Source organism: Microbacterium sp. M1A1_1b (genome assembly GCF_053345565.1).
In genome coordinates this window covers 180,841-193,410 of record NZ_JBKFAJ010000003.1, presented here as the reverse complement: position 1 = coordinate 193,410, position 12,570 = coordinate 180,841, and the positions used below count along the sequence as shown (strand labels likewise).

Genomic DNA, 12,570 nt, shown 5'->3' with positions numbered 1-12,570 from the left:
CTCGGCTCGGCTCACGACGACGGAGGCGGGGGCGGGGGCGCTGCGTGCTGGACGATCCAGCTGTGCATCACGATCGCAGCGGCAGCCGAGGCGTTGATGCTGCGCGTCGACCCGTACTGCGCGATCTCCAGGTGCGCGTCCGCGCCGGCGACGGCCTCGTCGGTCAGGCCCGGCCCCTCTTGTCCGAACAGGAACACGCAGCGCTCGGGCAGCTCGGTCGACTCGAGCATCGTCGCACCCGGGGTGTTGTCGATCGCGATGACCGGACGGCCCTCGTCACGCATGGCCTGCAGGAACGCGTCGACGTCGGGGTGGTTCCGCACGTGCTGGTAGCGGTCGGTGACCATCGCTCCGCGGCGGTTCCAGCGCCGGCGCCCGATGATGTGCACGGTGCCGGCCAGGAACGCGTTGGCGCTGCGGACGATCGACCCGATGTTCAGGTCGTGCTGCCAGTTCTCGATCGCCACGTCGAACCCGTGCCGACGGGTGTCGAGGTCGGCGACGATGGCCTCCATCGACCAGTACCGGTAGTGGTCCAGCACGTTGCGGGTGTCGCCGTGCTCGAGCAACTCGGTGTCGAGTCGGGCATCGTCGGGCCAGGGCCGGGGGTGCGGTCCGACGCCGTTCGTCGTGCGCTCGTGCGAGGGCTCGGGCAGCGACGGCTGTGCCGACGGTGACGGCTGCGACGGCTGGGGCTGGTCGGTCACCGGTCCAGCGTAGGGCGCTCACGGTGACGCCCTCGGCCTGCCGCTGAGCAGGAAGCCGGCGAGCGCTCCGATCACCCCGACGACGAGCGGCGCCAGGACCATGCCCGCGCCGCTCACCACCGTGACCGAGCCGTGCCCCTCGATCGTCCGGAGCATCGTGCCGAGCCGCACGAGCGGATCGCCGCGGAACGCTGCACTGAACGCCCACGCCACGAGCGCCAGGTCCACGACGACCCCGGCCACGAACCCGAGCACCCCGCCGGCGACCACGACCTCGGTCTGCCGCCCTGTTCGCTGCCGCATGACCCCTCCTGAAGTGTGATGTTCCACACTCTGCCAGACGGTCGGACAGAAGGTCAACCGAACGGCGTCATCGAGGTCAGGTCAGCGCCTCCGAGCACGACCACACCCGCCGCAACGACGATGAGCAGCAGCGCGGCCCGCACCCACCATCCGCGCAGCGCCGACACGAGCAGCAGGAGCACCCCGAGCCCGACGGCGCCGAACAGCACGATCGTCGCCGTGATCTGCGCTGCCGAGAACGCCGCCGGATGCCCGAGGAACGCCTGCACGAGCGTCACACCCAGGCCGATCGCGAGAGCCGGGCCGACGAGGACCGCCGCGACGATCCCGGCGGCGATGGCGAGTTCGTCCGCGACCCGATGGCGGCGCCGACGGAACTGGTCGGAGCACGACGGCAGTGCCTGTGCGACCTCGGGAGGCAGCGCCCCGGGGATCGCCAGGTAGGCGCGGAACTCCCCCTCGGACGCAGCGCGCGCCGCTGCCCGATGCAGGATGCGACGCTCGCGTTCGTCGAGCAGCGACGGCTCGGATGCACCCCACCGGGCGGACTGGTCGAGGTGCCCGGCGGCGCGGTACGTCGTCACCAGGGCGCGTCGGTAGGCGGGTTCGCCGGGTTCCCTCCGCGCCATCGTCCGGAGCGACTCCCACGCAGCGCGACGGTCACCGCGCTCGAACGCAGCGAGCGCCCGCTGCACGCGTTCTTCGGCTGTCAGTCCCACAAGAGCAGAACGGTAGCGCAGCGATCGCGACGGCCGTCAGGACGCCTGCGGCAGCCGCGCCTCGATGCCCGCCAGCAGGATGTCCAGCCCCAGCTCGAACCGGGTGCCGTACGAGTGTGTGCCGAGGATCTCCCCCACCAGCGCGTGCCGCTCGGGCTTCCCCGCCTCGGAGTCCCCCCGGCCGACCAGCACACCGGCGTGCCCGACCACGAAGTCGTACACGACGAAGAACGTGTACATCGCCTCGACGTCGTCGAGCCCGCCGTCACGCAGTGCCCCGACGACCTTGGCGACCACCGCGTCGGACTCCGACGACACGAGCGGCGCGCGCTGGCTGTGTGACTCGAGCACGAGCGGGTGGGTGACCATCAGGTCGCGGAAGGTCCTCGCGAAGGTCCGGACGACGTCCTGCCAGTCGGTGGGCCACACGAAGGTGGCGGTGAACTCGTCGACGGTCTTGCGCACGAGCTCGGCGTGCAGGTCGTCCAGGCCGCCGATCGTCCGGTGCACGGTCATCGGTGCGACGCCGAGTCGCATGCCGAGCGCGCGGAAGGACAAGCGGTCGAGCCCGTCCTCGTTGGCGATCGTGGTCGCCGCCTCGATCACCTGCTCGCGCGAGAGCGAGTTGGGCCGTCCCCGGCGTCGGGGTGCGGCGCCAGTAGCGGCACCCGCCACGGCCGCATCGTCGGCGGTGTTCGGTTCGACGAGCACGGGGCCTCCTGCTTCCGGTACGTGTCCCGCAAAAACCCTACCGGTGCTCGGTGTTCCCGGGTGCCCCGAGGCGCGCCGACTAGTCTGACCGCATGGCATCCCGCGACGAGGTCGAGTGCTGGCTGACGGACATGGACGGCGTGCTCGTGCACGAGAACCAGGCCCTCCCCGGCGCTCCGGAACTCATCCAGCAGTGGCTCGACGAAGGCACCGAGTTCCTGGTCCTGACCAACAACTCGATCTTCACGCCGCGCGACCTGAGCGCCCGCTTGCGCTGGTCCGGCATCGACGTGCCCGAGGACCGCATCTGGACGAGCGCCCTGGCCACGGCCGACTTCTGCAAGTCGCAGATGCCCGGCGGATCGGCGTTCGTGATCGGCGAGGCCGGCATGACGACGGCCCTGCACGAGGCCGGCTTCATCATGACCGAGACCGCCCCCGACTACGTCGTCGTCGGCGAGACCCGCAACTACTCGTTCGAGGCGATCACCAAGGCCGTCCGCCTGATCCGCGACGGCGCCCGCTTCATCGTCACGAACCCGGACGCGACGGGTCCGAGCGCCGAGGGCGTCCTGCCCGCCACGGGGGCGATCGCCGCGATGATCGAGAAAGCCACCGGCAAGCAGCCCTACGTGGTCGGCAAGCCGAACCCGATGATGTTCCGCTCGGCGATGAACCGCATCGGGGCGCACTCCGAGAACACGGGCATGATCGGCGACCGGATGGACACCGACGTGCAGGCCGGCATCGAGGCCGGGCTGCACACCGTCCTGGTCATGACGGGCATCAGCGACCAGGCCGAGATCGACCGCTACCCGTTCCGTCCCAGCGAGGTCATCTCCGGCGTGCACGAGCTCGTGCGCACGGAACCCATCGAAGTGGAGATGTAGCGGTGCGCTGGGACCCGACGCGGTACGCCGCGTTCCAGGACGAGCGGTCGCGCCCGTTCCACGACCTGGTCGCCCAGATCGGACTGGAGGCCCCTGGTCGCGTCGTCGACCTGGGCTGCGGTCCCGGGGCCCTCACCGCCGCCCTGGCCGAACGGTGGCCGTCGGCTCGCGTGGTCGGGATGGACTCCTCGAGCGAGATGTTGGCGGACGCGGCTCCCCTGACCGAGCGCTTCCCGAACCTGTCGTTCGAGCTCGGCGCGATCGAGGACTGGGCTCCCACGCCCGAGGACGACGTCGTCGTCACGAACGCCGCGCTGCAGTGGGTCCCGTCGCACACGGAGCTGCTGCCCGGATGGCTCGCCGCGATGCCCGAGGGCTCGTGGTTCGCGATGCAGGTGCCCGGGAACTTCGACTCGCCGTCGCACGCGCTGATGCGGGCCGTCGCGGCCGAGGGCCCGTGGGCATCGGCGCTCGACGGGGTCCTGCGCGCCGACCCCGTGCTCGATGCTCCTGGCTACCTCGAGCTGTTCGAGGACAACGGCTTCGCGGCCACCGCGTGGGAGACCACGTACATGCAGCTGCTGCCCGGCGAGGACCCGGTCCTCACGTGGGTCCGCGGCACCGGACTCCGCCCGGCACTGGCTGCGCTCGACGCGGCCGAGCCGAGCGGCGAGCTGACCCGCGCGTTCGAGGCCGCGTACGCCGAACAGCTGCGCCAGGCGTACCCGCGAGGCCGACACGGCACGGTGTTCCCCTTCCGCCGCGTCTTCGCGGTCGCCCACAAGCGCTGACCCGCAGCTACTCGACCGTCACCAGGGTGCCGAGCGGCAGCGCGTTGATCGCGGCCACGGCGTCGGCGTCGAGCCGGACACACCCGTGCGAGATCGCCCCCGCGGTGGCGGCGTTCCAGTGCATGCCGATCAGCCCGCCGTCGTGCCCGCCGTACGGCTCGTCGGCAGCGCTGGAGTGCAGCGAGGTCAGCTGGATCGGGTGGTCGCCGGTGCCCTGGGACGCGTCGACGTAGCGCTGCTCCAGGTAGCCCGTCACGCCGGTCGGCGTCGGGGTGTCCGTGGTGCCGACCCCGGCCGAGAACGACTGCTGCACGGCGCCCGAGGCGGACACGATCGACACGTGCTGGTCCTTCGTCGAGATGACCACGCGGGACGTCGGCGTGGATGCGGGCTCGAGCGCGGCGACCGGCACCCACGCCGAGGTCTGCGCGGCCGCCCCGGACGCGCCTGCGGCGGACGGCAGCTGCTGACGCGCGGGAGTCAGGACGAGCTCCCACGCGCCCTGACGGCGGAGCCCCACGACGGTGCTCGGCTGCTGCAGGAAGTCGGTCGCGGCGAACCGGGCGACGGGGGTGTGCCGGTCCGAGCCGAACAGCGGGGCGTCGGCGCGCAGGTGGAAGACGGTGTCGCTCGTGACCGTCTGCGCGAACGGCATCAGCCCGGCGACGACGGCGGAGTACTGCGCCTCGGGCAGCGCGGCGACGGCCTGCGCGCTGACGGACGGCACCGCGGGCGCAGCAGCCGTGGCGGACGCCGAGGCCGACGGGTGCGCGGCGGGCGACGGGCTCGTGCCCCCGAGCAGCGGGACGGCGAGCGCGCCGGCGGCGACGACTGCCGCAGCGGCGATGCCGACGGTGGTCCAGAGGGTGCGCTTCTGCAAGGGGGAACTGGCTTCCTGGGAGACGTGCGGTGCGGGGCGGAGGCGGGTCGAGCCTCCAGGCCGTCGACAGACCGACGACCCAACCGGTGCGGGCCGACCGACGCTGGGTGCGCCGGCCGGCCCGCGGGTGGGATGCGTCAGCCGCTGACGACGGGCAGGTGGATGCCGGTCGGCGTGGTGACGGTGGTGCCGGACCCGGTCGTGCCGGTGCCGGTGGTGCCGCCCGTGGTGGGGGCAGCGGTCACGGTGATCGCGAGCGGGTCGACGACGGCCGAGGCGCCCGAGGCGTCGACCAGGTCGACGGTGTGCGATCCGGCCGCGGTGCCCGCCGGGATCGTGACGCTGCCGGTGACGGCACCGTTCGCGTCCGCGGTCAGCGTTCCGACGACCACCGGGTCGCTGTGCAGCACGACCTGGTAGGTCGCGCCGGCGGTCAGACCGGTGCCGGCCAGGGCGAGCTGCGACCCGGCCTGCACGGTCGTGCCGTTCGGGGCGGTCAGCACGCCGGAGACGACCTTCGCGGTGCCGCCGGTCGAGACGACCTTGACGGAACCGTCGGCAGCGACGTCGACCGTGGCGCTCGTGGCAGCGGCCAGGTCGATGCGCTCCCACGAGCCGTTCGGGGTACCGGACTGGTCGAGCGGGTCACCCGAGGCGATCTCGGTCTGGGCGAGCACGGCCGTGCGCTGGGCGTCGGTCAGGGTCGGGAACGTGCTGAGCAGCAGGTTCTCGGCACCGGTCGGCACGCTCGGGGCCAGGCCGGTGGTGCCGGTCTTGGCGAACCCGTAGTCCATGCGCTCGTTGTAGACCTTCACGGCCGAGGCGCGGTCGGTCACGATCTGCGACGTGCCGCCGGGGATCGCCTTCCCGCCGTACGGGTCGTCCTGGTACGGCTTCTCGGCGGCGATGCACTTCGCCAGGGTGTTGCCGCACTTCGCCTCGAGGTAGCTGACGAGCTCCTTGCGGGCGGGCTCGAGCACGTCGGTGCGGAACGCGGTGTCGGACCAGCGGGCTGCCAGGGCGGCCTCGCCGTCCATGCGACCACCCATGATGTCGAGCGGGTAGTGCACGCCGAGCACGATGCGGTCGTTGCCGTTCTCGGACGCGCGGGCCAGGATCTCCGGCGCGAGCTCGGGGACCAGCGTGGCCAGGGTGATGCCGGCCTGGTACGCGGTGGTGGTGTGGCCGCTCGGGTACGACCCGCCGGTGCAGATGCCCTGGGTCCCGTAGCCCGGGTCCAGGACGACGTCGCTCGGCGAGAACTCGTGCGTGGTGTCCGTCTGCACGGGCACGCGCGTGATCGTCAGGTTGCCCTTGGCGTCCGCCCAGGTCTTGCCGGTGCGGTTCGCGGCGAGCGAGGACGCGTTGACCTTGGCGGGTGCGCAGTTGACCTGGTCGTCGCCGGCCGGCAGGGTCGCCGAGGCGTCCGTCGGCAGGTACGGGCGCGGGTAACTGAAGTGCGCCTTCGCGGTGCCGGTGCTGACGTACGCGCCGGTCGTACCCGTGTTGCTGTTGATGAGCGCCTCGGTCAGGGGCAGGTCGCCGTTCTGCCGGCCCTGCAGGTAGAGCTTCTCGAGCGCGTCGCCGAGCCCCTGCCCCACGGTCGACGACTGGTCGTACCCGGCCGGGGTGTTCTTGTACTCGGAGTCCTGCAGCGCGGTGAACTGCTGCGCCTTCGTGGCGTTCTGGTTGATCCACGAGGTCAGCTGGTCGTTCTGCGCCAGGGTGGCACCGCTGACGACCGTGCCGTGCAGGTCGTTCGTGCCGCTGGACTTCCAGAAGGAGTCGTAGCCGCTCAGCAGCGAGACCAGGTCGGGCTTGGCGGAGTCACTGGGGTAGGTCGCGGCGTTCGCCACGAGCGGGTTGCCGATGACCAGGGACGTCGCGATCGCTGCGACTGTCACCCCTGTGGCCATGGCGCGTGCGGATGTGCGCATGCGTGGTTGCCGCCCCGGTCGGGGCGACGCTCCTTCCTGTGGTCCGGCCGGCGACGGTGTCCGGACGGGCTCGGTTCCCGGGTTGGGATCGCAGTGACGGTAAGGAGGCCCGGTGACCGTCCGAGGAACAGGTGCCGTCAGGCAGGTGAACCGGACGGGGTGTCTGTGTGGGTTCGCAGGTCGTTCCGGTCCGGAACGGGTTCGGGGTGTCCGGCAGGCGCTGCGGTGTCACCGTGGGCGTCCACGCGCGTGGGGTCGCTCCGCGCCGCATCGTCGCGGGCGGCGTCCGCGCGCTGCCCGTCGCGGGGCGGGACGTCGCGCCAGCGTCGCCGCAGGCGTCGGGGCCGGTCGTCGCGCCAGGCCACCACCCCGCCGGCCACCACGCCGAGTGCCAGGACCGCGAACGCGAACAGCCCGATCACGCCGGCGACCGCGATGTCGTCGAAGCCCTGCCGCGAGGTCGCCGACACCGCGATCGAGCCGAAGTCCCAGAACGCGTGCAGCAGCACGGGCAGCAGCAGGTTGCCGGTCAGTCGGCGGGCCAGGTACAGCGTCGACCCGAACGACGCCGCGAACACCACCTGGATCAGCGTCGGGCCGATGCCCGCGCCGGCCAGGGCGTTCAGCAGGTGCAGCAGCCCGAACAGCACGCACGAGGCGATCCACACGCCGAACTCCGGCAGGCGCCGACGCAGCCCGACCAGCAGCACGCCGCGGGTCAGGAGCTCCTCGAAGACCCCGACGAACAGCACACCGATGCCCAGCAGCGCGAAGTAGTGCCAGGGCAGCGCCGTCCAGTCGACCAGCGGCAGGCGCGCCAGACACACCACGGCGATCAGCGCGGGAGCCACCCACGTCCACCGCGGACGACCGCGAGTGGGATCGACGGTCGCGATGCGCCACCACCCGAGCCCGGTGACGACCACGGCGAGCGCCATCGCGGCGATGCCCTCGGGGACGACGAGCGCGCGCAGGACGCTGTCGACCGTCAGCCCGAGCGACGGGTAGTCGTCACTGGGCCGTGCGCGCCAGGCACTGACCGCCGCGAAGACGACGACCGGGGCGACGCCGATCAGCAACGACGGCGAGACAGGCCAGCGGCGACGACGGCGCGTGGGTTCGGGCATCCCTGTTTGTACCATTGGGGCATGCGCCTCCCTTCGCTCTCGACGATGGCCGAGGACTACGTCAAGCTCATCTGGAAGGCGCGCGAGCGTGGGGACGACGGCATCGCCACCCGGGACATCGCCGCCGCGCTGAAGGTGTCGGCGTCGACGGTGTCCGGCAACCTGCGCAAGCTCGACCGCGACGGCCTGATCGAGCACACCCCGTACTACGGCGTCGTGCTCACCCCGCTCGGGCAGCAGGTCGCCGTGGCGATGGTCCGACGGCACCGGCTGATCGAGTCGTTCCTGGTGTCACGCCTGGGCTACTCGTGGGACGAGGTGCACACCGAGGCCGAGGCGCTCGAGCACGCGGTCTCCGAGACCTTCCTCGACCGGGTCGACGCCGATCTCGGCCACCCGACGCACGATCCGCACGGCGACCCGATCCCGCGCGCGGACGGCACGGTGCCGGACTCCCCCGGCGCGCTGCTCGGCACGATCGCACCCGGTTCATGCGGCACCGTCGACCGGGTCTCCGACGACGACCCGTCGCTGCTGCGCTACTTCGACGAGCTCGGCGTCGGGCTGGGGACCCACCTGCGGGTGGAGCAGGTGCGGGACTACGCGGGCGTCATCGCGGTGTCCCGGCGTTCCCCGGACGGCACCGAGTCGCTCGTGGACCTGCCGTCCGCCGCCGCCGCCGCGATCTGGCTCGCTCCCGACGCCGACTGACCCGCCCCCCCTCGCCGCGGCGCCCCGCTGTCGGGCGCGCCCCGTCCTTTGGTGCTGCCCAGCCCGACCGGTCACAACACCCCGCTCACGTCCCCCGACCGGTCGCATCCCGTCGCTCGCCGACGCCCCCAGCGACGTTCTCCGACCACTCGACGATGGCCGGACGGGGTGTTGCGACCACTCGAACCATCACCCAACCGCCCCGGTACCGCGCCGCCGCACCCCCGCACCCCCGCACCCCCGCACCCAACCGCCGAACCGCCCCGGCACCGCACAACCACCGCACCGCAGGACCGCCGCACCCAGCACCCAGCACCGCCAACCCTCAGCGCAGCGCCGGGCTCGACGGGCGCCGGAACGGGGCCGTGATCGTCGGCACGATGTCGCGGCGGTTGATCCACAGCACGACGAGGGCCACCGCCACGTGCACCCCGCTCAACACCCACCGCCCGCCGGTGTCCGTCACGACGAACTGCACCGCGAACAGCGCCACGAGAGCGATCGCCGACCACCGGTGGAAGCGCAGCGCGATGATGATCGCGACGCCGAGCACGGTCTGCGACGCGGTCAGCATGAACTCCTCCACCTGCCGAGCGTCGAGCGGCAGCCCGCCCGTGGTGCCACCACCCAGCACGTGCGCGATCGGCAGCGACCCGACCAGCAGCGACCACTGGTTCACCTTCGAGGCGATGAGCGTCCCGATGGCTGCCCCGCCCATGCCCCGCAGGGCGAAGAGGGCGGCGACGATGAACTCGGGCGCCTCGGTGGCCAGGGGGGCGAGCCACTGCACCAGGAAGTAGCTGTCGATGCCCAGTGCGCCGCCGGACTGCACCAGGGCGTCGGCGAACGGCTCGGCCGAGGCCAGGATGACCGCGGCAGCCACGACGAACAGCGCGACGATGGTCCACCGTCGAGGGCGCTGCCCCATCGACGCCAGGTTTCCCGCCATGCCGACGAGTTCTTCGTCGTCGTCCTCGTCGTCGGACGTCTTCGAGGCCCGCCACAGGTACAGCACGAACGCGGCGAGCATGGCGAACCCGAACCACAGCGGGATCGAGCCCATCGCCGGGATCAGGAACGCGACCAGTGCCAGCAGCGCCAGGAACCCGATGTCCACGCGCGACGAGCGTTCCAGTTCGAGCACCTTCGTCGCCGCGGCGGGCATCGCGCCCGTGCGGACGAACCGGCGGGCGACCAGCAGCGAGATGATCACGACGAGCGGCCAGCCGAACCCGAGCAGCAGCCGGTTGGAGCCGGTCATGTTGGCGGCGGCGAACTGCTCGTACGCGGGGTCGGAGCCGGAGCGGAACGCGTAGTACAGGTCGACGGCGTACTCGGGCAGCACGGCGATGAGCGCCAGGATCGCGATGGCGAGCGCGCCGGCGATGTCCTTCTGCGCGGCCTCGGCGGCCCAGGCGAGCAGGAACGACGCGGCGACGACGGCTGCGCCGAACACGAGCAGGTCGACGACGGGGTGCGGCGCGAACCCGGTCACACGGAAGGCGACGGCGGGCAGGGCGATGGCGATGCAGATCGCGATCCGGCCCCAGGCACTGGCGCCCATGCGGGGTGCGGGCGCCGCCGGGGCGGGCGCCTGCACGGCGATGGTGTCGGTCATGGTGGTCCTCGTGATCGAGCCATGACGCGGCACACACACTGCGAGCGGCTTCGGCCATGGCGGAACGGCCGAAGGTCTCGCTCGCTCCGGCTGCCCGCGACCAGGCCGACCGGAGTGGTGCACCGGGCCGATCGTCGTGATGGCCAGTGTGTCGATGCACGCGCTGGGAGCTACTCCCCTTCGGCACCCATGCTGGCGCGCTCCGATCCGCCTGCGCAAGCCGATCGGCCCTGTTCGGCAACCCGAATCGTCGGGCTCGCCCGCCCGCCCCGGAACCCCGCGGCACCCACTGGAGGCCCGTGGCGACCCCGCCACGCGCCTCCCGTCCCGACCGCGACGCGCTGGTGCGCGTCTGGTCGCCTGGTGCTCGCTTGTTGCGCTGCACGGGCCGCGCAACCTCGCACCGGCCCGGAAGTCAGCACCGTGCGCGGCCGGGTCAGCCCTTCGCGGACCGCGTCCGGCCCAGCGCCACCTCGCGGCGGGCTCGCTCCCGGGCGAGCTCCGACGCGGCGTCCGGGTCGCGCAGCAGACGCTCGGTCTCGGCGGCGTGCTCGCGGACGGCCGCCGACCGGTGCGCCGAGGCGTCCCGCAGCACGGGCTCGACGACGGCTGCGCCGAGGCCGACGAGCGCACGGCTCAGCGCCAGACGGGTCTCGCGGTCCCCCTGTCCGAGCTGCACGGCGAGCGCCCGCGCCAGGGACTCCCGCGACCCCTCGGGCACCAGCACCACGGCCGCACGCCAGGCGGTCCGGACCACGCCGGGGTCGTCGTCCCCGAGCCGCGCGACCACCTGCGGGTACACCGACCCGTCGTGGATCTTGGACAGGGTGTGCAGTGCCTGGCTGCGAGCCTGGGCCTCGGGTCGGTCGAGCTCGGCGAGCACGCGGGGCACCACCATCGCAGCGGGCAGCCGGATGAGCGCCCAGGTCAGCATCTCGCGCACCTGCAGGTCGGGCTCGTCGCGGCACTGCTCCACGAGCAGCTCGAGGTCGTCGGTCGAGGGCGAGGTCCCCGCTGCCATCACCGCCCGCAGGCGCACGGTCGGACGGGGGTCGGCGAGGTACGAGGTGAGCGTCGGCATGTCCCCCACAGCCCACCCCGACACCACACCGATGTCAAGGCGCGCGGCCTACCGTGGGCCACGAACCGTACCGCGACGAAAGGACCCCGCATGCCCCGCATCGGAACCAGCGACCTGCACGTCTTCCCCCTCGCCCTGGGCGGCAACGTCTTCGGGTGGACCGCCGACGAGTCGACCTCGCACCAGGTCCTCGACGCCTACACCGCGGCCGGCGGCGACTTCATCGACACCGCCGACGTGTACTCCGCCTGGGCGCCCGGCAACTCCGGCGGCGAGTCCGAGACCGTGATCGGCTCGTGGCTGGCGAAGTCCGGCAAGCGCGACGACGTCGTCATCGCCACGAAGGGCTCGCAGCACCCCGAGTTCAAGGGCCTGTCCGCGGACACCGTCGCGAAGGCCGCGCGTGCCAGCCTGCAGCGTCTTGGCACCGACCACATCGACCTGTACTACGCGCACTTCGACGACCAGGACACCCCGCTCGAGGAGACCATCCGCGCGTTCGACCAGCTCGTCAAGGAGGGCCTGGTCCGCTACACCGCGATCTCGAACTACTCGAAGGAGCGTGCCGCGGAGTGGATCCGCATCGCCGACCAGCACGGTCTGGCCAAGCCCGTCGCGATCCAGCCGCACTACAACCTGGTCACCCGCCAGCCCTACGAGTCGGACATCGCACCCCTCGCGCACGAGCACGGCCTGGGCGTCGTGCCGTACTTCGCGCTGGCCGCGGGCTTCCTGACGGGCAAGTACCGGACCAAGGACGACTTCGCCGGCAAGGACCGCGAGGGCCAGGTCGCCGGCTACTTCACCGACGCCGGCCTGGCCGTCGTCAACGCGCTCGACACGATCGCTTCGGCGCACGACGCCGAGATCGCCTCGGTCGCGCTGGCCTGGCTGCAGGCGCAGCCCGACGTGGTCGCGCCGATCGCGTCGGCGCGCAACACGGAGCAGCTGCCGGCGCTGCTGGCCTCGGCCGACCTCGAGCTCACGCAGGACGAGCTGGCGACGCTCAGCCACGTGTCGTCGACGGTCCCGGTCACGGCCTGAGACCCGGCCACACCACAGACGGGAGGCTCCCCACCGGTCCGGTGGGGAGCC

At 72.3% G+C, this 12,570-nt stretch carries 13 protein-coding genes; 4 read left to right on the top strand and 9 right to left on the bottom strand.

Annotated elements, in window-relative coordinates; all coding sequences use genetic code 11:
• Window positions 1-11: 11 nt before the first annotated feature.
• The 4 genes from ACLBWP_RS09500 to ACLBWP_RS09485 are packed head-to-tail and all read right to left on the bottom strand — an operon-like array spanning window position 12 to window position 2,440.
• Window positions 12-707 (bottom strand): TrmH family RNA methyltransferase, encoded by a 696-nt coding sequence (locus tag ACLBWP_RS09500; RefSeq protein WP_447654974.1) that lies wholly within the window; start codon window positions 705-707, stop codon window positions 12-14.
• 18 nt (window positions 708-725) lie between these two features.
• Window positions 726-1,010: a hypothetical protein gene (locus tag ACLBWP_RS09495; RefSeq protein WP_243562334.1), complete on the bottom strand. Its 285-nt coding sequence runs from the start codon at window positions 1,008-1,010 to the stop codon at window positions 726-728.
• A 53-nt stretch (window positions 1,011-1,063) separates the two neighbouring features.
• Window positions 1,064-1,729, bottom strand: a complete 666-nt coding sequence (locus ACLBWP_RS09490) for a hypothetical protein (protein ID WP_447654973.1) — start codon at window positions 1,727-1,729, stop codon at window positions 1,064-1,066.
• A 36-nt stretch (window positions 1,730-1,765) separates the two neighbouring features.
• Window positions 1,766-2,440: a TetR/AcrR family transcriptional regulator C-terminal domain-containing protein gene (locus ACLBWP_RS09485; RefSeq protein ID WP_447654972.1), complete on the bottom strand. Its 675-nt coding sequence runs from the start codon at window positions 2,438-2,440 to the stop codon at window positions 1,766-1,768.
• Window positions 2,441-2,532: 92 nt separating this feature from the next.
• On the opposite strand from ACLBWP_RS09485, the gene ACLBWP_RS09480 reads away from it, so the two are divergent.
• A complete protein-coding gene (locus ACLBWP_RS09480) occupies window positions 2,533-3,330 on the top strand; it encodes an HAD-IIA family hydrolase (RefSeq protein WP_243562331.1) in 798 nt (265 codons plus the stop codon).
• Window positions 3,331-3,332: 2 nt separating this feature from the next.
• On the top strand, window positions 3,333-4,121 hold the full coding sequence (locus ACLBWP_RS09475) for a trans-aconitate 2-methyltransferase (protein ID WP_447654971.1): 789 nt from the start codon (window positions 3,333-3,335) through the stop codon (window positions 4,119-4,121).
• A 7-nt stretch (window positions 4,122-4,128) separates the two neighbouring features.
• On the opposite strand, the gene ACLBWP_RS09470 is transcribed toward ACLBWP_RS09475, so the two are convergent.
• The 3 genes from ACLBWP_RS09470 to ACLBWP_RS09460 all read right to left on the bottom strand — a co-directional run bounded on the left by ACLBWP_RS09470 (window position 4,129) and on the right by ACLBWP_RS09460 (window position 8,065).
• On the bottom strand, window positions 4,129-5,001 hold the full coding sequence (locus ACLBWP_RS09470) for a L,D-transpeptidase (protein WP_447654970.1): 873 nt from the start codon (window positions 4,999-5,001) through the stop codon (window positions 4,129-4,131).
• Between the two features lie 137 nt (window positions 5,002-5,138).
• Window positions 5,139-6,905: a phosphatase PAP2 family protein gene (locus ACLBWP_RS09465; protein WP_447654969.1), complete on the bottom strand. Its 1,767-nt coding sequence runs from the start codon at window positions 6,903-6,905 to the stop codon at window positions 5,139-5,141.
• Window positions 6,906-7,075: 170 nt separating this feature from the next.
• Window positions 7,076-8,065 (bottom strand): CPBP family intramembrane glutamic endopeptidase, encoded by a 990-nt coding sequence (locus ACLBWP_RS09460; RefSeq protein ID WP_447654968.1) that lies wholly within the window; start codon window positions 8,063-8,065, stop codon window positions 7,076-7,078.
• Window positions 8,066-8,086: 21 nt separating this feature from the next.
• On the opposite strand from ACLBWP_RS09460, the gene ACLBWP_RS09455 reads away from it, so the two are divergent.
• Entirely contained in the window at window positions 8,087-8,776 is a 690-nt protein-coding gene (locus ACLBWP_RS09455; RefSeq protein ID WP_447654967.1) for a metal-dependent transcriptional regulator, read from the top strand.
• 325 nt (window positions 8,777-9,101) lie between these two features.
• On the opposite strand, the gene ACLBWP_RS09450 is transcribed toward ACLBWP_RS09455, so the two are convergent.
• A complete protein-coding gene (locus ACLBWP_RS09450) occupies window positions 9,102-10,394 on the bottom strand; it encodes a sodium/calcium exchanger protein (RefSeq protein ID WP_447654966.1) in 1,293 nt (430 codons plus the stop codon).
• A 436-nt stretch (window positions 10,395-10,830) separates the two neighbouring features.
• Entirely contained in the window at window positions 10,831-11,475 is a 645-nt protein-coding gene (locus ACLBWP_RS09445) for a HEAT repeat domain-containing protein (protein WP_447654965.1), read from the bottom strand.
• A 90-nt stretch (window positions 11,476-11,565) separates the two neighbouring features.
• Here ACLBWP_RS09445 and ACLBWP_RS09440 point away from each other — a divergent pair, with 90 nt between their 5' ends.
• Entirely contained in the window at window positions 11,566-12,519 is a 954-nt protein-coding gene (locus ACLBWP_RS09440; RefSeq protein WP_447654964.1) for an aldo/keto reductase, read from the top strand.
• Window positions 12,520-12,570: the final 51 nt, after the last annotated feature.